The organism is Streptomyces sp. NPDC047971 (genome assembly GCF_040653355.1).
Classification (GTDB): Bacteria; Actinomycetota; Actinomycetes; order Streptomycetales; family Streptomycetaceae; genus Streptomyces.
The window spans coordinates 1-21422 of the sequence record NZ_JBEZNW010000066.1 but is presented as its reverse complement, the minus strand read 5'-3'; the positions used below and the strand labels follow the sequence as shown (position 1 = coordinate 21422).

Annotated in this window: 18 protein-coding genes; 9 read left to right on the top strand and 9 right to left on the bottom strand. The window is 73.6% G+C overall.

The genetic code is table 11. The annotated features are described in order from the left end of the window. Window positions 1–233: 233 nt before the first annotated feature. Entirely contained in the window at window positions 234–1154 is a 921-nt protein-coding gene (locus AB0D99_RS34300; protein ID WP_362371635.1) for a DUF3027 domain-containing protein, read from the bottom strand. Between the two features lie 359 nt (window positions 1155–1513). On the opposite strand from AB0D99_RS34300, the gene AB0D99_RS34295 reads away from it, so the two are divergent. The 4 genes from AB0D99_RS34295 to AB0D99_RS34280 all read left to right on the top strand — a co-directional run bounded on the left by AB0D99_RS34295 (window position 1514) and on the right by AB0D99_RS34280 (window position 5091). Next, the gene (locus AB0D99_RS34295) at window positions 1514–2884 is read left to right on the top strand and encodes an MFS transporter (RefSeq protein ID WP_362371632.1); all 1371 of its coding nucleotides are present in this window, start codon (window positions 1514–1516) and stop codon (window positions 2882–2884) included. Between the two features lie 98 nt (window positions 2885–2982). Continuing rightward, window positions 2983–3462, top strand: coding sequence for a DUF2771 domain-containing protein (locus AB0D99_RS34290; protein ID WP_362371629.1), 480 nt, complete (start codon window positions 2983–2985; stop codon window positions 3460–3462). A gap of 7 nt (window positions 3463–3469) precedes the next feature. Then, window positions 3470–4243 carry a futalosine hydrolase gene (locus tag AB0D99_RS34285; RefSeq protein WP_362371626.1) on the top strand — a complete coding sequence of 258 codons (774 nt, stop codon included), beginning with the start codon at window positions 3470–3472 and terminating at the stop codon, window positions 4241–4243. Further along, the gene (locus AB0D99_RS34280; RefSeq protein ID WP_362371623.1) at window positions 4240–5091 is read left to right on the top strand and encodes a 1,4-dihydroxy-6-naphthoate synthase; all 852 of its coding nucleotides are present in this window, start codon (window positions 4240–4242) and stop codon (window positions 5089–5091) included. Before AB0D99_RS34285 ends, AB0D99_RS34280 begins: the two co-directional genes overlap by 4 nt. Before the next feature lie 10 nt (window positions 5092–5101). Here AB0D99_RS34280 and AB0D99_RS34275 read toward each other — a convergent pair whose 3' ends face one another. After that, the gene (locus AB0D99_RS34275) at window positions 5102–5485 is read right to left on the bottom strand and encodes a cold-shock protein (protein ID WP_308354918.1); all 384 of its coding nucleotides are present in this window, start codon (window positions 5483–5485) and stop codon (window positions 5102–5104) included. A gap of 198 nt (window positions 5486–5683) precedes the next feature. Between AB0D99_RS34275 and AB0D99_RS34270 the strand changes: the two genes are divergently transcribed. Beyond that, entirely contained in the window at window positions 5684–5953 is a 270-nt protein-coding gene (locus tag AB0D99_RS34270) for a hypothetical protein (RefSeq protein WP_362371618.1), read from the top strand. Here the strand turns inward: AB0D99_RS34270 and AB0D99_RS34265 are convergent. Together AB0D99_RS34265 and AB0D99_RS34260 are read right to left on the bottom strand one after the other, a co-directional pair. Further along, the gene (locus AB0D99_RS34265; RefSeq protein ID WP_362371615.1) at window positions 5950–6579 is read right to left on the bottom strand and encodes a haloacid dehalogenase-like hydrolase; all 630 of its coding nucleotides are present in this window, start codon (window positions 6577–6579) and stop codon (window positions 5950–5952) included. The genes AB0D99_RS34270 and AB0D99_RS34265 overlap by 4 nt on opposite strands. A gap of 202 nt (window positions 6580–6781) precedes the next feature. Then, window positions 6782–7726: a hypothetical protein gene (locus AB0D99_RS34260; RefSeq protein WP_362371612.1), complete on the bottom strand. Its 945-nt coding sequence runs from the start codon at window positions 7724–7726 to the stop codon at window positions 6782–6784. A 63-nt stretch (window positions 7727–7789) separates the two neighbouring features. Here AB0D99_RS34260 and AB0D99_RS34255 point away from each other — a divergent pair, with 63 nt between their 5' ends. Both AB0D99_RS34255 and AB0D99_RS34250 read left to right on the top strand, forming a co-directional pair. Beyond that, window positions 7790–10462, top strand: coding sequence for a helicase C-terminal domain-containing protein (locus AB0D99_RS34255; protein WP_362371609.1), 2673 nt, complete (start codon window positions 7790–7792; stop codon window positions 10460–10462). 108 nt (window positions 10463–10570) lie between these two features. After that, window positions 10571–12226, top strand: coding sequence for a DNA repair helicase XPB (locus tag AB0D99_RS34250; protein ID WP_362371606.1), 1656 nt, complete (start codon window positions 10571–10573; stop codon window positions 12224–12226). 71 nt (window positions 12227–12297) lie between these two features. On the opposite strand, the gene AB0D99_RS34245 is transcribed toward AB0D99_RS34250, so the two are convergent. Both AB0D99_RS34245 and AB0D99_RS34240 read right to left on the bottom strand, forming a co-directional pair. Then, the gene (locus AB0D99_RS34245) at window positions 12298–13635 is read right to left on the bottom strand and encodes a hypothetical protein (protein ID WP_362371603.1); all 1338 of its coding nucleotides are present in this window, start codon (window positions 13633–13635) and stop codon (window positions 12298–12300) included. Between the two features lie 123 nt (window positions 13636–13758). After that, window positions 13759–13932 carry a hypothetical protein gene (locus AB0D99_RS34240; protein WP_362371600.1) on the bottom strand — a complete coding sequence of 58 codons (174 nt, stop codon included), beginning with the start codon at window positions 13930–13932 and terminating at the stop codon, window positions 13759–13761. A 247-nt stretch (window positions 13933–14179) separates the two neighbouring features. Here AB0D99_RS34240 and AB0D99_RS34235 point away from each other — a divergent pair, with 247 nt between their 5' ends. Continuing rightward, window positions 14180–16216, top strand: a complete 2037-nt coding sequence (locus AB0D99_RS34235) for an ATP-binding domain-containing protein (protein WP_362371597.1) — start codon at window positions 14180–14182, stop codon at window positions 16214–16216. 132 nt (window positions 16217–16348) lie between these two features. Here the strand turns inward: AB0D99_RS34235 and AB0D99_RS34230 are convergent, their stop codons facing one another. From AB0D99_RS34230 to AB0D99_RS34220, 3 genes are all read right to left on the bottom strand, one after another. Beyond that, window positions 16349–18586 (bottom strand): VCBS repeat-containing protein, encoded by a 2238-nt coding sequence (locus AB0D99_RS34230; protein ID WP_362371594.1) that lies wholly within the window; start codon window positions 18584–18586, stop codon window positions 16349–16351. A 228-nt stretch (window positions 18587–18814) separates the two neighbouring features. Beyond that, window positions 18815–19507: an alpha/beta fold hydrolase gene (locus AB0D99_RS34225; protein WP_362371591.1), complete on the bottom strand. Its 693-nt coding sequence runs from the start codon at window positions 19505–19507 to the stop codon at window positions 18815–18817. An 85-nt stretch (window positions 19508–19592) separates the two neighbouring features. Beyond that, entirely contained in the window at window positions 19593–20462 is an 870-nt protein-coding gene (locus tag AB0D99_RS34220) for an aminoglycoside phosphotransferase family protein (RefSeq protein ID WP_362371589.1), read from the bottom strand. An 83-nt stretch (window positions 20463–20545) separates the two neighbouring features. Here AB0D99_RS34220 and AB0D99_RS34215 point away from each other — a divergent pair, with 83 nt between their 5' ends. Further along, complete coding sequence (locus AB0D99_RS34215; protein WP_362371586.1) at window positions 20546–21283, top strand: SDR family oxidoreductase; 738 nt, start codon at window positions 20546–20548, stop codon at window positions 21281–21283. The last annotated feature ends 139 nt before the right edge of the window (window positions 21284–21422 follow it).

Genomic DNA, 21422 nt, shown 5'->3' with positions numbered 1-21422 from the left:
GCGTCCTACCCCGTGTGGGCAATCGTCCCGCCGGGGCGGGACGGGTGGGCACACGGGACGGCGCCCTCGCGGGCGCGTCCGCTCCGACCGACCCCACACCACGAGGCACGTACACGGTCCAGGGTCCCGGGGCTCGGGGCTCGGGACTCAAGGGCGGAGGTGCCTGCGGGGCGCCGTCCCGCTGTGCCCACCCGTCCCGCCCTGCGGAACGCAGGCCCGCAACGGGGCCGGGGCTACGAGTGGCCCAGGTCTTCCGACGTGCCGTCCGGTTCCGTCGTCGAGCCGGAGTCCTTCGCCGGGCGCAGCGGGAACTCGTCCGCGCCCATCGAGTCCAGCACCGGCGGCGCGGGCCGCGGCGGCTTCGGCATGACCGCGGCCTCCGAGTGCCCGCCGCAGCCGTACGCGAGCGACACGACGCGCCCGTCCGCCGGCGAGAACTCGTTCGCGCACACACCGAACGCCTGCTTCAGCGAGCCCGCCAGCGGCACCAGGAACGCGCAGGACTCGCACGAGGCGGGAGCGGCCTGCGCCATCGGCGTCTTCGCCCCGAACGACTCGTCCCACCGGTCCGCGGCCACGTGCAGCCCGTACCGCGACAGCACCCGGGCGCGTCGCATGCCGAGTTCCTCGGCGACCGAGGCGATCGCGCCCCGGGACGGCGTACGGGACACGATCTCGGCGTCCTCGGCGTCGAGATGGTCGGCCATCTCCTCCGAGACCGCGGAGTTCGGCGGCGGCGCGTCCTCGCCGGAGTACCCGGGCTCCAGCCGCAGGTCGTCCTGCTCCGTCGGCAGCAGGTCGCCCGGCCCCATGTCGCCCGGCCGCAGCCGCTCGCTCCACGGCACCCACTCGGGGGCGAGGAGCGCGTCGGATCCGGGCAGCAGGACGGTCTCGTCCAGGGTGACGTTCTTCGCCCGGGAGGCGCGCGTGACCGTCACGGCCCAGCGCCAGCCGCGGTAGCCGGGCTCCTTGCACTCGAAGAAGTGCGTGACCACCCGGTCGCCCTCGGCGACGGCCTCCACGTGCGCCCCGACGATGCCGGGTGCGGCCGCCTCCTCGGCGGCCGCCCGCGCCAGGTCTACCGCCTCGGCGCACAGGCGGTCGGGGGTACGCGGGGTACGCGCAGTACGGCTTCGCGTCGTCGCAGCACTCACAGGTCTCGCTTCTCTCCTACGCCGTCTCACGGGTGCGCCGGGCCGAGGAGCGGGAGCGGGAGCTACGGGCGGCGGGCGGAGCGGACCAGAGGGCCGCATCGACGTCCGCACCCGACGTGTCTCGCGTGTCTCGGGCACACCTATCGTCATCCATTCTGCGGGATGCCGAAGAGGCGCGCGGCCGAGAACTTCCGCCGGTGGCGCGCTACGCACGCTACCCCCTCCGCCGCCCGCCGCCCACCTGCCCGCCCCAAGTGACCCGTATCGCGGACACCCCGACCCCGTCCGCGCCGTGCCGATGAGGGCCGCCGGGCCGCGCCAACGGTTCGTACGGGACGGGTGTGGGGCACTATGACGGAGTGGCAGCCGCACGGTCGTCCGCACGATCCCACGATCATGCCGGGCCGCTCAGCCGAGCGGGCCGGGCGGTCGGGCGCGCCCTCCACCTGCCGTTCACCGGTACGGCGAAGGGGATCCGCAAGGCGACGCACGCGCACGGCGCGGGCGAGTCGGGCCTCGGAAAGCTGATCGAGCTGCATGCCGTGAACGGCGCGGGCGACGTCATGATCACCGTCGCGCTCGCCTCCACGGTCTTCTTCTCCGTCCCGACCGACGAGGCGCGCGGCCGGGTGGCGCTGTACCTGGCGATCACGATGGCCCCGTTCACCCTCCTCGCCCCGGTGATCGGCCCGCTCCTGGACCGCATCCCGCACGGCCGCCGCGCCGCGATGGCCGGAGCGATGCTGACCCGGGCGGTGCTGGCGATCACCATGTCGGCGGCGGTGTCCACGGGCGGTCTGGAGCTGTACCCGGCGGCGCTGGGCGTCCTGGTGGCGTCGAAGGCGTACGGGGTGGTGCGCAGCGCCGTCGTGCCGAGACTGCTGCCGCACGGCTTCTCCCTGGTGAAGGCGAACTCGCGGGTCACCCTCGCGGGCCTGCTGGCCACCGGCATCGCCGCGCCGATCGGGGCGGGGCTGCAACAGGTCGGGCCGGCGTGGCCGCTCTACGGGGCCTGTGCGCTCTTCCTGCTGGGCGGGTACTGGGCGTTCCGGATGCCGCACAAGGTCGACTCGGCGAAGGGCGAGCGGCGGGCGCACCTGCTGACGCACGGCGAGAAGAAACCGAGCCTGCGGACGGTGGGTCCTTCGGTGCTGCACGGGCTGCAGGCGAACGCGGCGCAGCGGATGCTGTCGGGGTTCCTGATCTTCTTCCTGGCGTTCCTGCTGCGTGAGCATCCGCTGTCGGGGCAGAGCGCCGCGGTGTCGCTGGCGATGGTGGCGGTGGCGGCGGGGGTGGGGAACGCCTGCGGGACGGCGGTGGGCTCGCTCCTGAAGGAGCGCGGCCACGCGCCGGAAGTGATCATCGCCACGATGATCCTCACCGTGTGCGGGGCGGCGATGCTGGCGGCGGTCTTCTTCAGTGGGGCGATGGTCGCGGTGCTGGGAGCGGTGGCGGGCCTGACGCAGGCGCTGTCGAAGCTGTCGCTGGACGCGCTGATCCAGCGGGACGTGCCGGAGGTGGTCCGCACGTCGGCGTTCGCCCGCTCGGAGACGCTGCTGCAGATGTCGTGGGTGGTGGGCGGCGGGATCGGCATCTCGCTGCCGCTGAGCGGCCCGGTGGGCATGTGGGTGGCCGCGGCGATCCTGGGCCTGGGCGCGCTCCTGGCGGTCCGGGGCCTCCTGACGGCGGCGCGCGCACCGGACCGCGGGAAGGCCGAGGCGGAACAGTGAGGCGCGACGGCGCCCCGGTCCCGGCCCCGGCACACCGAAAGCGCGGCGCGCCGCACCCCCGCGTGGCGGAGTTCGGTGCGCCCGATAGCCTTCGGGCCATGACCGTTGCGTTCTTCACCGGCTCGCGCCGCCGGGCCGCCGTCGCCCTCGGGGCCGTCTCCGCCGGGCTCCTCGTACTCTCCGCCTGCGACAAGCCGACTCCGCTCGCGACCCTGACGGTCGGGACCGAGTCGATCCACTCCGAGGCCGCCTGCTACAACGACGGCGACGCCATCAAGGAGTCGCAGATCCAGCAGTGCCTCAACAAGAAGGCCGAGAAGACCCTCACCGTCTCCGCGGACGACAAGATCCACTTCGGTGTCGACCCGTCGATCGCCGAGAACGGCTGGACGATCTTCCTCGGTGGCCAGAACGCCGAGCCCGAGCCGTACAAGAAGACCTACCGGACCATCCCGGCCAGCGCCTTCTTCTCCACCCAGACCGGCGAGGCCTCGGACTCGACGCAGGTCACCATCGTCGAGAACGACGGCAAGAAGCTGACCGGCATCTGGCACTTCCAGCTGAAGAAGGACGCCTGATCCTCCGGTGGCCCTCCGGATCCTGATCGTGACGGCCGTGGCGGCGGAGGCCGACTCCGTCGCCCGGGGCATCACGTTCGACGGGCCGGGCTCGGGCGAGTTCCCGCTGCCCGGCGGCTTCGCGCTGCGCCGCCACGCGGGTCCGGGACCTGAGGGGCGACCCGCTGTCGTCGACGTGCTCGTCGGCGGCGTCGGCCCCGCTTCGGCGGCCGCCGCCACCGCCACGGCCCTCGCGCACGCGGCCGCGCACGACCCCGCCGCGCCCCGGCCGCCCTACGATCTCGTCGTCTCCGCCGGCATCGCCGGCGGGTTCCAGCCGCTCGCGCCCCTCGGCTCCGTCGTCGTCTCCGACGCCGTCGTCTCCGCGGACCTCGGCGCCCAGACCCCCGAGGGCTTTCTGACCGTCGAGGAGCTGGGCTTCGGACGGTCCTCGCATGCCGTGGACCGCGCCCTCACCGGGCGGATCTCCGCCGCGCTCACCCGGGGCTCCCGGCCCCACACCGTCGCCCCCGTGCTCACCGTCTCCACCGTCACCGGCACCGCCGAGCGCGCCGACGAGCTGGCGGCCCGTCACCCGGGCGCCGCCGCCGAGGCGATGGAGGGGTTCGGCGTGGCCGAGGCGGCCGCCGCGTACGGCCTGCCCGTCGTCGAGATCCGCGCCGTCTCCAACGCCGTCGGCCCCCGCGACCGCGCCGCCTGGCGCATCGGCGACGCCCTGGACTCGCTGCGGCACACGTTCCAGCTGCTCAGCACCTCCGTCTTCGTGGAGCCCGCCCCATGACGCCCAAGCTCAAGATCGCGTACTCGCCCTGCCCGAACGACACCTTCGTCTTCGACGCCTGGGCCCACGGCCGCGTCCCCGGCGCCCCGCGCCTCGACGTGACGTTCGCCGACATCGACCTCACCAACGGCTGGGCCGAGCGCGACGCCACCACGTGGGACGTCCTCAAGGTCTCGTACGCCGTGCTGCCGTGGATCCTCGACGAGTACGCCCTGCTTCCCTGCGGCGGCGCGCTGGGGCGCGGTTGCGGGCCCCTGGTGCTGACCCGGGAGCCCGGTGTGGACCTCGCGGGGAAGACCGTCGCGGTGCCGAGCGAGCGTTCGACCGCGTATCTGCTCTTCCGGCTCTGGGCCGCCGACGTCGTCCCGGGAGGCGTCGGGAACGTGGTCGTCATGCCGTTCCACGAGATCATGCCCGCCGTGCGCGACGGCAAGGTCGACGCGGGGCTCGTCATCCACGAGGCCCGCTTCACCTACCAGAACTACGGCCTCCACGCGCTGGCCGACATGGGCGCGCACTGGGAGGACACCACCGGGCTGCCGATCCCGCTGGGCGCGATCGTCGCCCGGCGCTCGCTCGGCCCCGAGATGCTGCGGCGCCTCGCCGAGGCGGCCCGCGCGTCCGTGCGGATGGCCTGGGACGACCCGGCCGTCTCGCGCCCGTACGTGCTCGAACACGCGCAGGAGATGGACCCCAAGGTGGCCGACCAGCACATCGGTCTCTACGTCAACGAGTTCACCGCCGACCTCGGCGAGGCCGGCTACGCGGCGGTCCGCGGGCTGCTCACGCGCGCCGCGGCCGAGGGGCTGGTACCGCCCCTCGGCCCGGACGCGCTGGCGTTCCCCTGACGGGGCGGGATCAGACGTCGAGCTGGTCCGCGACCGCCCGCAGCAGACCCGCGATCTTGGCGCCCTGCGCCTTGTCGGGGTAGCGGCCCCGCTCCAGCATCGGGGTGATGTTCTCCAGGAGCGTCGTCAGGTCCTGCACGATGGACGCCAGTTCGTCGGGCTTACGGCGCTGCGCCGCGGCGACGGAGGGCGTCGGATCGAGGACCGTCACCGACAGCGCCTGGTCGCCGCGCTGTCCCGCGACCACCCCGAACTCCACGCGCTGCCCCGGCTTGAGGGCGTCGACTCCGGCAGGGAGCACCGACGAGTGGACGAACACGTCGCCGCCGTCGTCCCGGGAGAGAAAGCCGAAGCCCTTCTCACTGTTGAACCATTTGACCTTGCCGGTAGGCACGTCTGTCCTTGTCCTCGTACTCGATGGGTGCGCCGGGATTCCGGCTCTGGGGACCAACTACAGCGGGCGCCCGACCCTCCCCCAAGCCCTCGATACCGCTTGAGCAGGGGGGACCCCCGGCACCAAGGCTAATGGGCTTCGGGCTGGTGACAAGACGTCGCCGGTTTGTTCCTCCGGCCTGGGAACTACCCTGGCCGAATGCGTAGTGAAACCCCTTCCGCCCCGTCGGACGACTCCGCGCCGGGTGACGGTCTCGTCCGGGTCGGTGCGATCGTCTTCATCGTCGGCGCGGTGGCCACGCTGGTCACGGTGGCCCCGCTGTTCCTGGGCACCGAACCGTTCCCGCCGGTCGCGTACGCGGTGTGCATGCTGATGGGCGTCGGATTCCTCGTCGCGGGCGCCGGCGTGCTGCGCTCGATCGCGGCGCAGCGCCGCCAGGCGAAGGCCGCCCCGACCGGCGGCAACTAGCCGCGGTACGCCTCCCACCAGGCACGGAACTCTGTCAGGTCGGCCAGCACGACGTCCGCGCCCGCGTCCCGCAGCTCCGCCTCGTCGCACGGTCCGGTCGCCACGGCCACCGACAGGGCGCCCGCGGTCGCGGCGCCGCGCACGTCCCCGGTGTGGTCGCCGACGTACACGCTCGCGGAGTGCTCGCGCAGCGCCCGCGCCTTGTCCTCGGCCCACAGACCGCCGATGACGGCGTCGGGGTCGATGCCGAGGTGGGTGAGGTGCAGCTTGGCGTGCGGCTCGTTCTTCGCGGTGACGACGATGGTCCGGCCGCCCGCCTCGCGAACGGCTTGAATCGCATCCCGCGCGCCGGCCATCGCGAGCGACGGTTCGATCGCGTACGTCGGGTACAGCGCGCGGTACTGCGCGACCCGCTCCGCGATCTCCGCCTCCGGGAACCAGTGCGCCAGCTCGTGCTCCAGCGGCGGCCCGAGCCGGGAGACGGCCAGGTCCGCGTCGATCCAGACGCCGACCTGGGCGGCGAAGGCCTCGTAGGTGGCCTTGATGCCCGGTCGGGAGTCGATCAACGTCATGTCCAGGTCGAAGCCGACGGTCAGCGGGAGTCGCGGGAGAGTCATGGGTGACATTGTGCCCGGATGTTCGAATGCGGCCGCCCGCGTTCCGGGCGCCGCGGAGGCCGCCCTTCGGGTGGACGGCGCCGCGGGCGCGACCCGCCCGGACCGGCGCGAACCCGCCCGGACCGGCGCGACCCGCCCGGGACCGGCCCGGACTCCTCGTCGTGACCGGTGGGGTCGGCATCGCGGACTCCGGCCCGTACCCGACCCGCCCTCAGACCCTCCGCGACCGCCACAGCAGGAACAGCGCCGACGCGAGCGCCGCGCCCTTCAGGGTCCACGGCCATGTCTCCGACACCGCCGCGCCCATCGCCTCGCCCCCCGGCGCGACCGGAGCGCCCCAGCGGCCCTCCACCCGACCCCAGAGCCAGACCGCGCCGGCCGTGGCCGCGAGGCCCGGGAGCACGACGACGGCCCACTGGATCTGGGCGCGGGAGAGACGGCGCGAGGCGTAGGCGAGGAGCCAGCCCAGGGCCAGGGCGACCAGGGAGCCGAAGAAGGCCCCGCCGATCAGCAGCAGCGCGGCCAGGAGCAGCAGCGGGCTGCCCAGGCGGACGCGGCGGCCCGCCACGGCCTCCGCGACCTCCCCGTCCGCCCCCGCCACCGCGTCCGCGGGAGCGCGGCGCAGCACGCGGCGCCAGCCGCGCCGCGGCTCCGCCGGCCGCTCCGGCTCCTCCTCGTCCACCTCCACCGGCGGCTTCAACAGCTCCGGGATCTCCACGCCGCCCCTGAACCCCGGCACCAGGTCGTCCCCCGGCAGCGGCTCCGGCGTGTCGCCGTCCAGGCTCCACCAGTCCGGTTCGGTGTCCGCCGCGCCGACCTCGTCCGTGCCCGCCAGATGGGGAGGCGACGCGCCCGGCGCGGACTCCGGTGGCGCGCTCCTCCGCCGCGGCCCTCCGTCCTGCTGCTCCGGCAGCTTCGGCACCGGCGCGCCCCCCGCCGCCCCGTCCACCACCTCGTCCGGCGTGCCCAGCTGCCGGAGGATGCCGCGGATCGCGGCCGGACTCTCCTGGCCGTGGGTGGCGCGCCGACGGTCGATCTCGCTCCGCAGCGTCGACACGAGCCGCATCCTCGTGCTCGACGGAAGCTGCCGCTGCTGCGCCAGATCCCCGACCCGGCTCAGATAGTCGAAGACCAACTGGTCGCTCTCGATCCCCACAGTGCCCCTCCACAGCCGGTACGCCCCGACGTTAGCGCCCGCGCAGGGGCTAACGTGGGGCGGATGGGGATCGGTGAGCTCGATCGGGAGGCGCACGTGCCCGCAGGAACTGGCGCCGCGGCAGCGCCGCGCACACTCGCGGAGGCGCTGCGCGCGCGGGGGGACGAGGGGCTTGCCGCCTTGCTGCGGGCGCGCCCGGATCTGCTCTCCCCCGTGCCGAACGACCTGACCCAGCTCGCCACCCGGGCCGGCACCCGGGGCTCCGTCGTCCGCGCGCTCGAACGGCTCGACCGTTTCACGCTCCAGACCGCCGAGGCGCTGGCCGTGGCGCCGGACCCGGCCCCGTACCCCGTACTCCTCGCCCTGCTCTCCGGCGACGACGGCGACCCGGACATCGAGGCGGCGCTGCCGCGCGCCGTGGACGCGCTGCGCGAACAGGCCCTGGTCTGGGGCGACGACGACCGGCTGAGGCTGGTGCGGACCGCGCGCGAGCTGCTCGCGCCCTCCCCGCAGCACCCGTCCCCGACCGGCCTCGGCCCGACCGTCTCCGAGGCGACGGCCGGGATGTCGCCCGGCCGGATCCAGGAGATCATCGCGGCGGCCGGACTGCCGGCGACGCACGACCCGGTCTCCGCGGTGGCGGCGCTGACGGAGCTGTTCACCGACCGGGACCGGATGGGCGCGCTGCTGGACACGGCGCCGCCGGACGCGCTGACGGTGCTCGACCGGCTGGTGTGGGGTCCGCCGTACGGCGAGGTGACGGCGAACCCGGCGCCGCCGGTGCGCTGGCTGCGCGACCGCGGTCTGCTGTTGCCCGCCTCGACGCGCACGGTGGTGCTGCCGCGCGAGGCCGCGCTGCATCTGCGGGGCGGGCGGGCCCACCGCGCGCCGGAGCCGCACGCCCCGGAGCTGTCCGTCCTGCGCGAATACCGTCCCCAGGCTGTGGACAGCGCGGCGGCCGGGCAGGCGTACACCGCGCTCGCGACGGTCGAGGAGCTGCTGAAGGGCTGGGACCAGGGCGGTCCCGCCGTCCTGCGCTCCGGCGGCCTCTCGGTACGGGACCTCAAGCGGACGGCCGGCGCGCTGGACGTCCCGGAGCCGGTCGCGGCGTTCTGGCTGGAGCTCTGTCACGGGGCGGGGCTGCTCGCCTCGGACGGCGAGGCGGACGAGCGGTACGCGCCGACGCCCGCGTACGACGACTGGCTCGACCTGCCCGCGGCCGAGCGCTGGGCCGCGCTCGTCACCGCCTGGCTCGTGGGGACGCGTACCTCCGGCCTGGTCGGCGGCCAGGACGCGAAGGGCCGGGCGCTGAACGCCCTGGGCCCGGACCTGGACCGGGGCGCGGCCCCGGAGGTGCGGCGGCGGATCCTCACCCTGCAGGCCACGCTGGAGCCGGGCGCGGCGGCGGACCCGGAGGCGCTGCTCGCGCGACTGCGGTGGGAACGACCACTGCGGGGCGCGGGCCGCGGCGGTTCCCCCGGGGACGCGGAGCCCGCGGCGGGCCGGGACGCGAGCGCCGGCACCACGTACGGCACGGGCACCTCCGCCGCGTACGGCAGCGGCGCCTCCGGCGGCCGGAGCGCCGCCACGGGCACCCCTCCCGGACCCGGCGCGCAGACCCGGACCGACCTCCGCTCCCGCCTGGCCCTGTGGACGCTCGCCGAGGCCGAGCTGCTCGGGATCACCGGCCGCGGCGCGCTCGCCTCGCCCGCCCGGGCGCTGCTCAACCTGCCGCTCGCCGAGGCCGCGACCGAGCCCGTGGCCGTCCACGGCGTCGAGCTGTCCGTCGCCGCCGCCCGGGCCGCGACCCTGCTGGCCCCGCTCCTGCCCGAGCCCGTCGACCACGTCCTGCTCCAGGCCGACCTCACCGCGGTCGCCCCCGGCCCGCTCCAGCGGCCCCTCGCCCACACGCTCTCCGTGCTCGCGGACGTGGAATCGAAGGGTGGCGCGACGGTCTACCGGTTCACGCCCGGCTCGGTCCGCCGCGCCCTCGACGCCGGACGCACCGCCTCCGACCTGCACGAGTTCCTGACGGCGCACTCCCGTACGCCGGTTCCGCAGCCGCTCGCGTATCTCATCGACGACGTGGCGCGGAAACACGGCCATCTGCGGATCGGCGCCGCCTCCGCGTACGTCCGCTGCGACGACGACGCGCTCCTCGGCGAGATCCTGGCCGACAAGCGGTCCGCGTCGCTGCGGCTGCGCCGCCTGGCACCCACCGTGCTCGCCTCCCCCGCGGAACCGGCCGCGCTGCTCGACGGACTGCGGGCGATGGGGTACGCCCCGGCCGCCGAGTCCGCGGAGGGCGACGTCCTGATCACCCGCGCCGACGCCTACCGCACGGGCGCCCGCACCGCGCCCGTGCCCGTGCCGGACGGCCCGCCCTCCCCCGACACGACCCTGCTCGGCGCGGCGGTCCGCGCGATCCGGGCCGGGGACCTCGCCTCGACGGCCGTCCGCAAGGAGCGCCCCGAGGGCGCCCCGGCCGCGGCCGGCGAACTCCCCCGGACCTCCCCCGCCGAGACCCTGGCCACGGTCCAGGCCGCCGCGATGACCGGGTCCGCCGTCTGGATCGGCTACGTGAACGCGGAGGGCGCGGCGAGCCAGCGCGTCATCGCCCCGGTGCGGGTGGAGGGCGGCTTCGTGACGGGCTACGACCACACGGCGGACGAGGTCCGCACGTACCCCCTGCACCGCATCACGGGGGTCGCGGAACTGGCGGACGACCAGGTCTGACCTGCCTGAGGACCGGGCCCGGGCACCGGTGGCCGGTCCTCAGGCACACTGGATGTTTGGCCGCTGCGGAATCCCCGGCGCGGTACGGCGGGAAGGACCTGATCAGGCGTGAACGGACCACTCATCGTCCAGAGCGACAAGACGCTGCTCCTGGAGGTCGACCACGAGCAGGCCGAGGCGTGTCGGCGGGCCATCGCGCCCTTCGCCGAGCTGGAGCGGGCACCCGAGCACATCCACACCTACCGCGTGACCCCGCTCGGCCTGTGGAACGCCCGCGCCGCAGGGCACGACGCCGAGCAGGTCGTGGACGCGCTGGTCGAGTTCTCCCGCTACCCCGTGCCGCACGCGCTCCTCGTGGACGTCGCCGAGACCATGGCCCGCTACGGCCGGCTGACGCTCTCCAAGCACCCCACCCACGGGCTCGTCCTCACCACCACCGACCGGCCGGTCCTGGAGGAGATCCTCCGTTCCAAGAAGGTCCAGCCGCTGGTCGGCGCCCGGATCGACCCGGACACCGTCGCCGTGCACCCCTCCGAGCGCGGGCAGATCAAGCAGACGCTCCTGAAGCTGGGCTGGCCGGCCGAGGACCTCGCCGGTTACGTGGACGGCGAGGCGCACCCCATCGAGCTCGCCGAGGACGGCTGGGCGCTGCGCCCGTACCAGAAGCAGGCCGTCGAGGGCTTCTGGCACGGCGGCTCCGGCGTCGTCGTCCTGCCCTGTGGCGCCGGGAAGACGCTGGTCGGGGCCGGTGCGATGGCGCAGGCGAAGGCCACCACGCTGATCCTGGTGACGAACACCGTCTCGGCCCGGCAGTGGAAGCACGAGCTGGTGAAGCGGACCTCGCTGACCGAGGACGAGATCGGCGAGTACTCCGGTACGAAGAAGGAGATCCGCCCGGTCACCATCGCCACGTACCAGGTCCTGACGACGAAGCGGAAGGGCATCTACCCGCACCTGGAGCTCTTCGACTCCCGCGACTGGGGCCTGATCGTCTACGACGAGGTGCATCTGCTGCCGGCGCCGGTCTTCAAGTTCACCGCCGACCTCCAGGCCCGTCGGCGGCTCGGGCTCACGGCGACCCTGGTCCGGGAGGACGGGCGCGAGTCGGACGTGTTCTCCCTGATCGGCCCGAAGCGCTTCGACGCGCCGTGGAAGGAGATCGAGGCGCAGGGCTACATCGCGCCCGCCGACTGCGTCGAGGTCCGGGTCAACCTCACGGACTCCGAGCGGCTCGCGTACGCGACGGCGGAGCCGGAGGAGAAGTACCGCTTCTGCGCCACGACGGCGACGAAGCGGAAGGTGACGGAGGCCCTGGTGAAGAAGTTCGCCGGGCAGCAGATCCTCGTCATCGGCCAGTACATCGACCAGCTCGACGAGCTCGGCGAGCATCTGGACGCGCCGGTCATCAAGGGCGAGACGTCCAACGCGCAGCGCGAGAAGCTCTTCGACGCGTTCCGCGAGGGCGAGATCAGCGTGCTGGTCGTCTCGAAGGTCGCGAACTTCTCGATCGACCTGCCGGAGGCGACGGTCGCGATCCAGGTCTCCGGCACGTTCGGCTCGCGCCAGGAGGAGGCACAGCGCCTCGGCCGGGTGCTGCGCCCGAAGGCCGACGGCCATCAGGCGCACTTCTACTCGGTGGTCGCGCGGGACACCATCGACCAGGACTTCGCGGCGCACCGCCAGCGGTTCCTGGCCGAGCAGGGGTACGCGTACCGGATCATCGACGCGGACGAGCTGATGGCGGGCGAGGCACCGCCGGCGTAACGACGCGCATGCCCTGGGGCCCCGTCCGGTGCGGACGGGGCCCCAGGTGTGTCGTGCGGCCTGCGCGGCCGTCAGGCGGCCGGGTTCAGGACCAGCTTCGCCGTGTTGTTGGCGCTGTTCGGGTCGAAGGCGAGGGGCGCGTCGCCGTACGGGGGCTTCAGCGTCACCGCTCCCTTGGCGCCGCGGACGACGGTGTCGATCCGCAGCTCGAAGGGGAAGGTCGCGGTCTGCTTCTCGGCCACCCACATCGGGAGCTGGCACAGGTAGCGCGGCGCACCGGTACGGGTCTCGCTCTCCCACCAGCCGCCGTCCAGGGTGCGGGGCTCGCAGCTGTCCGGGACGGCCGTGACGGTGGCCCCCGCGGGGACCGTCACGTCGACGGCGGCGACGGGGTCGCCGGAGCCGAGGTTGGCGACCCAGGCCGGGCCCCGGTTGCGGAACGTCAGCTCGGCCGTGACCGTCTCCCCCGCGGCGCCGCTCACCCGGGCGCCGCGTACCGCGAAGTCGGCCGTGTTGACGACGTCGATCGCGGCGATCGCGCCGTTGTTCTCCATCGCCAGGTCCTCGGCGCCGCCGCCCGCCGCGACGGTTATGTCGATGCGCTCGCCGAGCGCGTACGAGGCCACCTTCGCCCGCAGCGGCGCCGGCAGGGTGAAGGAACCTCCCGGCTCGACGACGTCGTCGAAGGCGCAGTCCACCTTGGTGATCGGCTTGATCGTGCCCTCGCCCAGCGGGGTGCTGGTGCACTGCGGGGCGACGCCGCCGACGGCGAGTCCGCGGGTGACGAAGAGGGTGACCTGGACGCCGTCGGCGGCCTCGTTGCCGTTGTTGACGACGGAGAAGGGCACGGGCACGGTGCTGCCCGGCTTCACGCCCGTCACCGGCGCGGGCCGGTTCAGCACGAGGTCGGGGCCGGAGGCGATCCGGACGCTCGTCGAGTTCTCGGGGCCGCTGATCACGCCGTCGTCCGTCGTGGCGGTCGCCGTGTAGGTGATCTGGCCGACGGGGCCCGCCTCGGCACCGGCCGCGGCACGGATCTTCAGCTCCACGGGGGTCTCACCGCTCAGCGGCACCTCGGGGAAGGAGCAGACGGCGGTGGCACCGTTCGGCGCGCAGGTCTCGGGCCAGGTGATCTCGGCGACGCCGGTCAGCGCGGAGGCGTCGACGGTGAGACGGCCGTCGGTCACCCGGTGGTCGGCGTTGTCGTGGTAGAGACCGAGGGCGACGGTGGCGGCGGGGGCCTGCCGACCGTCGACGGCCTTGGGCAGCGCGAGTTCGTAGGGTGCCGCGATCCACAGGGTGTCGCTGACGGCGAGGGCCGGGGTGGCGGCCATCCCGACCGTGACCAGACCCGCTGCGGTGACGACCGCGCCGAGCCGTGCGAACCGGCCGGCGGAGGGCTTTCTCATGATCTCCTCTGTTCCTTCGTGCTCCGTGGGGGGACTGCCGTGTTCCGTGCGGAGACGGCGGTGCGAAGAGGAGACCTGCGGGGGTGGGGGAAAGTTGTACGCCGCGGGAAGTCGTCCGGGCGCTCAGCCCTCCCTTCCCGCGTACCGCGGACGGGGGTCGCGTACGCCCGCCTCCTCCTCGTACACGCCGAGGAGGACGACGTTCACCGCGGCGCCGCCGAAGGCGCGTATCGCGCGGGCGGCCAGGGCGAGGCGGCGGGAGTGGGAGACGGTGGGGGTCAGGGTCGCTGTGGTCATGACTCCATGATGAATTTCGGACATTCCGAACACATCGGCCCGGGGGTGGAACCCGGGTCCCCCTCCAGTCGGATCCCGTCCCCTACGGGTCCCTCCTCCGTCGGTCCCGGGGGAAATCCGTTCGCCCGCGGCGAGGGCCGGAAGCTACAATCTCCGACTTCCCCGCCTCCCTCCGTGGAGAGCCGCCGCCCGGTCGGAAACCGGCGGCCGCCCAGTCATGTCTGTACGCGCACTCGGAGGCACCGCCATGTCCGCTCAGGACGCCCCGCCGGACCCGCTCGCGCGCGAGCGCGCCCATCTCGCCGACTCCCGCGCCGCGCTGCGCGCGATGCGGGAGGACGCCGAGGCGCTGGACATCAGGGACGTCACGGCGAACTGGGTCAACGCCGTCGTCCTGCAGGCGCAGATCGACGACCGGATCAAGGCGCTGGCGGACCTCTCGCACACCCCGCTGTTCTTCGGCCGGCTCGACTACCTGCACACCACGCAGGAGGGCCAGCGCTTCTACATCGGCCGTCGGCACGTCCACGACGCGCAGGGCGACCCGATGGTGATCGACTGGCGTGCGCCGGTCTCGCAGCCGTTCTACCGGGCGTCGAAGAAGGACCCGCAGGACGTCGGGCTGCGGCGCCGGTTCGGTTACACGGGCGGCGAGCTGACCGCGTACGAGGACGAACACCTCTCCGACCCGGGCGAGCTGGAGCGGACGAGCAGGCTGCTCCAGGCGGAGATCGAGCGGCCGCGCGTGGGCCCGATGCGGGACATCGTCGCCACCATCCAGCCCGAGCAGGACGAGATCGTCAGGTCCGGGCTCTCCGGCTCGGTCTGCGTGCAGGGCGGCCCGGGCACCGGCAAGACGGCCGTGGGTCTGCACCGGGTCGCGTACCTCCTCTACGCGCACCGGGAGCGGCTGGCACGGACCGGCACGCTGGTCATCGGCCCGAACCGGTCCTTCCTGCACTACATCGAGCAGGTCCTGCCGGCGCTGGGCGAGCTGGAGGTCAAGCAGGCGACCGTCGACGACCTGGTGGCCCATGTCGAGGTGCGGGGGACGGACGAGGCGGCCACGGCCGTCGTCAAGGGCGACGCCCGGATGGCGGAGGTGCTGCGGCGCGCCGTGCGCTCGCACGTCACGCTGCCCACCGAGCCGCTGATGGTCGTGCGCGGCTCCCGCCGCTGGCGGGTGCCCGCGTACGAACTGGAGGAGGTCGTCCGCGAGTTGCTGGACCGGGACATCCGCTACGGCGCGGCGCACGAGGCGCTGCCGCAGCGCGTCGCGCACCTGGTCCTGGTGCGGATGGAGCAGGCGGGCGAGGCTCCGGACGACCGTGTGCAGAACGCGGTGGCGCGCAACGCGGCGGTGAAGGCGGTCGTGAAGGCGGCCTGGCCCGCGGTCGACCCGGCGAAGCTGGTGCTGCGGCTGCTGAGCGACGCCGACTTCCTGGCGGAGCACGCGGAGGGGCTGCTGTCGGCGGACGAGCAGAAGCTGCTGCTGTGGGCGAGGCCCGCGCGGTCGGTGAAGTCGGCGAAGTGGTCGGCGGCCGACGCGGTCCTCATCGACGAGGCGAAGGACCTGGTGGAGCGCACGCACTCGCTCGGCCACGTGGTCCTGGACGAGGCGCAGGACCTGTCCCCCATGCAGTACCGCGCCGTCGGCCGCCGCTGCACCACCGGTTCGGCGACGGTCCTGGGCGACCTGGCGCAGGGCACCACGCCGTGGGCCACGGAGAGCTGGGCCGAGGCACTGGGGCATCTGGGGAAGCCGGAGGCCGTGGTGGAGGAGCTGACCGCCGGTTTCCGTGTGCCGCGCGAGGTCATCGCGTACGCGTCCAGGCTGCTGCCGCACATGTCCCCCGGCCTGGCGGCCGTCGAGTCGGTCCGGGAGAACCCGGGCTCGCTGACGATCCGCCCGACCGGGGCGGCGGAGCTCGACGCGGCGGTGGTGGCGGCCTGTGTCGACTCGCTCCGGCACGAGGGCTCGATCGGTCTGATCGCCGCCGACGCGCGGATCGCCCCGCTCGCGGAGGCGCTGACGGCGGCGGGACTCGCCTTCCTCTCCCCCGGCGAGGAGACGACGGCCGACTCCCGCCTGACTCTGGTCCCGGCCTCCCTGGCCAAGGGCCTGGAGTACGACTACGTGGTCCTGGACGACCCGGCGGCCCTCGTGGACGGCGAACCGGACGAACGCACCGGCCTGCGGCGGCTGTACGTGGCGCTGACGCGTGCGGTGTCGGGGTTGACGGTCCTTCACTCCTCGCCACTCCCGGAGCAGTTGGCGGCCTGAGGGCTCCCGGGGCGAGCCCCGCCCGCACCCGCGCGGCCTGCTCCGCACCCCCAGGCCGATCATGCCGCCGGTGTCCGTGCTCACGCTCCTCGTGGAGCGCCCGCACCCCGACCGGCGGCGTGATCAATACACCTAGGCGACGTGGTTGAACTTGGTTCCCTCACCCGCGTACAGGGTGGTCGCCTGCTGGCTGTACGGGGCCGACCACGAGCCGGTGGCGCGGTGGACGTGCGTGCCGTTCGGGCCGTAGGCGATCAGATCGGGGCGGCCGTCGCCGGTGACGTCGCCGGCGCCGACGAGGTGCGTGTAACCGCCCCAGCCGGTCCCGATCTTCACCCGGTTGGCGAAGGTGCCGTCGCCGTTGCCGAGGTGGAGCCAGAGGACGCCGGCGCTGTCGCGGGCGACGAGGTCCCCCGCGGCACCTCCGGCGATGTTGCCGGTGGCGGTGATCTGGTTGTAGACGCCCCAGCCCGTGCCGAGACTCACCCGGGGGGCGAAGGGGGCGCTCCAACTGCCGGTGCCCTTGAAGAGCCACGGGGCGCCGGCGGTGTCGACGGCCAGGAGGTCGGGCTTCCCGTCGCCGGTGAAGTCGCTTCCCCCGGCGATCTTGTTGTAGCTCCCCCAGTCCGAACCGATCTTGTACCGGTTGGCGAAGGTGCCGTCGCCCTTGCCGAGGTGGAGCCAGAGGACACCGGCCGTATCGCGGGCGACGACGTCTCCGACCGGCGCTCCCCCGATGTTGCCGGTGGCCTCGATCTGGTTGTAGATGCCCCAGCCGGTGCCGACGGTCGTCCGCTTGGCGGTGGCGACCTGGCTGCCCGGCCAGTCGAAGAGGTCGTCGCGCCACAGCACGCCCGAGGCGTCCCGCGCGAGGACGTCCGTCGAGCCGTTGTCGTTGAAGTCGTGCGGGTCGGCCTGGCGCGAGACCTGGAAGGTCCCCGAGGTGGTCGCCGGGCTGCCGCCGTTGGCCGGCGTGGCGGTGATCTGCCAGGTGTAGGCACCGTTCGGGGCGCTGATGCCGCCCAGGACACCGTCCCAGGCGAAGGCGAAGCGGCTGCCGGAGATCGGCTCGGAGAGGTGCTGGGTGAGCTTCGCGCCGGTGGCCGTGTGCGTGAGCGTGAGATCCACGGTGGCGTTCGCCCGGGACAGGGTCCACTCCATCGGGACCGCGGTGCCCGGCTTCTCCAGGTCCACCGCGGTGGGGACCTTCGACTCGGTCACCTTGAGGGACAGGTCCCGGCCCGTGCTCGCCACGAGCGTGGCGGTCGGGCGGCCGTCGTCGCCCTCCCAGATCCGGAACAGCCCCTCGGTGTCGGCCGTGGCGCCGCGCACGAGCAGACCGCCGTCCGGCGCCTGGGCCACGCTGGAGAAGTGCTGGAGCAGCTTGTACGGCGTGGAGTCGGCGGAGACGACGCTCCGGGCGTACAGCGGACTCGGCGTCTCGTCGGCCGCCTTGCCGGGGACCCCGTAGAGCAGCGTGTCCCGGGTGATGCCGGCGATGACGGCGCCGCTCATGGAGCTGTCCATGGCGAAGTCCTTGTTCGAGCCGGTGCCCTTGACGACGAGGTGCGTGACTCCGCCCTTGTACTCGACCCACGCCCGGTGGTCGGCGGTGTAGGCACCCGTCGAGCTCTGGTTCCAGGGGCCCGTGTACCAGGCGCCCTCGCCGTCGGCGGCCCCGTCGCCGCCGAGGCTCATGCGCGCGTTCCAGAACTCGGTCCGGAAGGTGGCGGACGAGGGGAACACCCGATTGCTGCGCAGGACGAGCAGGTCGCTGCTCGTGGAGGCGACGACCTTGAAGTTCTGGCTGTAGGGGTTGGCCGAACGCTTCGTCTTCCTGGTGACCCCGTCCACCTGGGTGAGCTGCCACAGCTCGTGGTAGTCGGCGGTCGTCGGGACGCTCACGAAGAGGTTCCGGCCGACCACGCCGACGAGCTTCGCCCCGGGGCCGAACTCGGACGCGAGGTCGAAGGAGGCGGACCAGGTGACGCCCGGCGTCATGTCCCGCAGGGCGACGGCGCCTGCCCCGTCGCTGGTCACGACGACATCGGAGTTGCTGCCGTGACCCACGGTGCCCGAGGTGATCGGGATCACCGATCCGTCGGCGTACGTGTGCCATTCCAGGACCGCGTTGCCGGCCTCGTCCGTCCGGGACGTGAGATAGCCGGTGTCGCCATTGCTGACAATCTCGGCGTCGACGGGCAGATGCGCCGCTTCGTCGGCGGTCGCGGCAGCGGCCCCGGTCACGGCGGCGGGAGCGGGAGCGGCCACCGCCCCCGGCGCGGCGAGAACACCGGCACCGACCGTCACGGCGAGAACGGTGGCGACGGAAGCGCCGAGACGGCGTCGGGTCGTGCGTGCGGAAGCCAAGGAAGTCCCTCCTGATGAACCGGCGGTCCGCGCATCAGCGCGCACCGCCGGATCAGACCGACGAGGAGGAGCTGAGGTTGTACGAGTTGCTCGTGTTTCTCATGTGTCTCATGTTGCTTTTGTGTCTCGTGTTGCTTGTGCGACTCGTGTTGCTCGTGTGTCGTGTGTTGGTCGTGTGTCGCGTGCTCCTCGTGCTCCTCGCGACTTCTCCGGGGCGCCGGGGCGCCCCTAGGAGCGGAGGAAGGCCCGCACGCCCTGGGAGACCCCGTCGTCGCCGAGCAGCGCGTTGTGGTCGAGGCAGCCGGCGGCGTGGTTGGCGGCGCCGGTCAGCGCGACGCTGCTGTCGGGGTTGATGACCTCGTCGCAGTTCGACCACCAGGTGGCGTAGCGGACGGCGCCGGGGGTCTCGTCACCCTCCGCGAGCTTCTTCTGGACGTAGGAGTTCGGGGTCATGTCGCGGCATGCCTGGTCCCAGAGGGCGCAGGCCCACGCGGTGCCGGTGCCGTGGTTGGGGCCCGCCAGCGACACCCAGTGGGCCACGGACGACTGGCCCGCGCCGTCGAACTTCACGTACCAGCGCGTGACGAGGCTGCCGAAGGAGTGGGCGACCAGGTCGACCCGGCTCGCGCCGGTCTGCCGCTTGACGTGTTCGACGTAGGCGGCGAGCTCGCCGGCGATGACCTCGTTGACGGACCGGTGGGTGTCGTAGCCGAAGGAGAAGAGCTCGGCGTCCGTGTAGCCGTCGGCCTTGAGGTCCTCGCGCAGGCCGCCCCAGACTCCGGGGTCCGCGTTGTAGCCGTGCACGAGGACGACGGGGGTGCGGGCCGCCACGGCCACCTCGGCGCGGGCGGCGGTGGCCGGGACGAGCAGGGACGCGATGACCGCGAGCAGCGGGACGATTCCGACACGGAGCCTCAACACGCTTCCCCCTACGAGGTGTTACGCACGAGTAGTGAGGGGAATGGTGGGGGCTGCGGGCCGTGATGAACAGCCCCGTGCGCGAATCTCATGCGCCGGACGCGAACTCCGGGAGCGCCTCGGCCCACGAGCGGCGGGCGACGGCGGCGAGGACGGGGTTGGTGTCCCGGTAGTAGTGCTCCGTCACCAGACCCCAGCCGAGCGCCCAGCCGCGGCCGCGTGCCCAGGTCGCGTCGTCGACGCGGGCGGCCTCACGGAACAGCGGGCGGGTCTCGGGGGTCAGGAGCGTCCAGGCGGGCATCATGTCGCAGGCCGGGTCGCCGGTGCCGACCCCGCCGAAGTCGATGACGGCGCTCAGCCTGCCCTCCCTGGTCAACAGGTTGCCCGGCAGCAGATCTCCGTGGATCCAGACGGGGTCGCGGTCCCACTGCGGAAGGCGCAGCACCGACCGCCACGCCTCGGCCGCGGCGGCCCCGTCGACCGTACCGTCGGCGCCGAGGTCGCGAAGGGCGCGGTCGATGTGGTCGCCGGTCCACTCGGTGACACGGCCGCCCCGGAAGGACGTCGGGCCGCCGGTGGCGTCCACGCTCCGGAGCGCCACGCCGAAGCGGCCCAACTCCACGGCCGCGTGGGCGAGATCGTCGATGGGCGCGTCGAAGGCGTTGTCGCCGTCCAGCCAGCCGTACACGGACCAGGGCGAAGCGAATCCCTCCGCCGGCTCGCCCTTGCCCAGCGGCACCGGCACGGGCAGGGGGAGGTGCGGGGCGAGATACGGCAGCCAGCGCTGCTCCTTGGTCACGCTCCGGGCGTTGTCGGCGGTCTTCGGCAGCCGGACCGCCATCGCGTCGCCGAGCCGGAACATGTCGTTGTCCGTGCCGGCCGACGCGACCCGCGCGACGGGCAGTTCGGCCCACTGCGGGAACTGGGCGGCGATGAGTCTGCGCACGAGGTCGACCATGGCCGGGAGGCTAGCCAGCGGCCTCGGCATCGGCCATCGATTTACGGTGGGGGCGGCGCGACCGCGATGAAGGGTGGAAGATCATGTCCCGAACGACCGTCGTCACCGGCGGAAGCCGTGGGATCGGCGCCGCGACCTGCGTACGCCTGGCCACCGAGGGGCACGACCTGGTGCTCGGGTACGTGCGGGACGGCGGCGCCGCGGAGGAGACCGCGCGCGCGGTCCGGGCGGCGGGCGCGCGGTGTGTCGTGGTCCGCGCCGACACCTCGGTCGAGGCGGATGTGGAGCGGCTCTTCGACACGGCCGAGGCCGAGCTGGGCCCGGTGACCGGCCTGGTCAACAACGCCGGTGTGACGGGTCCGCTGGGGCGGCTCGCGGACGCGCGGACCGAGGACCTGCGGCGGGTGGTGGAGGTCAACCTCCTGGGCTATCTGCTGTGTTGTCGCCGAGCGGCCCGTGACATGGCCGCGCACGGCGGGGGCTCGATCGTGAACGTCTCCTCGGCCGCGGCGACGCTCGGCAGTCCCGGCGAGTACGTCCACTACGCGGCGACGAAGGCCGCCACCGACGCGCTGACCGTGGGCCTCTCCAAGGAGCTGGGCCGGAACGGCATCCGGGTCAACGCGGTCGCCCCGGGCATCGTCGAGACCGACATGCACGCGGCGATGGGAGACCCGGACCGTCCGGCGAAGGCGGCTTCCTCCATTCCGCTGGGCCGGCCGGGCCGCCCCTCGGAGATCGCGGCGGCGGTGGCGTGGCTGCTCTCCGAGGACGCGTCGTACACGACGGGCACGGTACTGAGGGTGGCGGGCGGACGCTGACCCGCGGGGGCGCCGTCCGGACACCCCCGGCGGAGCGTGCTGCTCCCCACCTCAGTTGCTGTGGGCGGTGATGTCGCCGTAGGCGGTGGTGGCGTGGATGGTCAGGGCGGGGGTGCCGTCGTTCTTGAGGGCGTTGTGG

Excerpts from the sequence above, each read along its gene's own strand:
- AB0D99_RS34240 (WP_362371600.1), bottom strand. The coding sequence starts at position 13,932 with ATGACCACAGCGACCCTGACCCCCACCGTCTCCCACTCCCGCCGCCTC.
- AB0D99_RS34290 (WP_362371629.1), top strand. The coding sequence starts at position 2,983 with ATGACCGTTGCGTTCTTCACCGGCTCGCGCCGCCGGGCCGCCGTCGCC.
- AB0D99_RS34255 (WP_362371609.1), top strand. The coding sequence starts at position 7,790 with ATGGGGATCGGTGAGCTCGATCGGGAGGCGCACGTGCCCGCAGGAACT.
- AB0D99_RS34235 (WP_362371597.1), top strand. The coding sequence starts at position 14,180 with ATGTCCGCTCAGGACGCCCCGCCGGACCCGCTCGCGCGCGAGCGCGCC.
- AB0D99_RS34280 (WP_362371623.1), top strand. The coding sequence starts at position 4,240 with ATGACGCCCAAGCTCAAGATCGCGTACTCGCCCTGCCCGAACGACACC.
- AB0D99_RS34245 (WP_362371603.1), bottom strand. The coding sequence starts at position 13,635 with ATGAGAAAGCCCTCCGCCGGCCGGTTCGCACGGCTCGGCGCGGTCGTC.
- AB0D99_RS34215 (WP_362371586.1), top strand. The coding sequence starts at position 20,546 with ATGTCCCGAACGACCGTCGTCACCGGCGGAAGCCGTGGGATCGGCGCC.
- AB0D99_RS34270 (WP_362371618.1), top strand. The coding sequence starts at position 5,684 with ATGCGTAGTGAAACCCCTTCCGCCCCGTCGGACGACTCCGCGCCGGGT.
- AB0D99_RS34265 (WP_362371615.1), bottom strand. The coding sequence starts at position 6,579 with ATGTCACCCATGACTCTCCCGCGACTCCCGCTGACCGTCGGCTTCGAC.
- AB0D99_RS34220 (WP_362371589.1), bottom strand. The coding sequence starts at position 20,462 with ATGGTCGACCTCGTGCGCAGACTCATCGCCGCCCAGTTCCCGCAGTGG.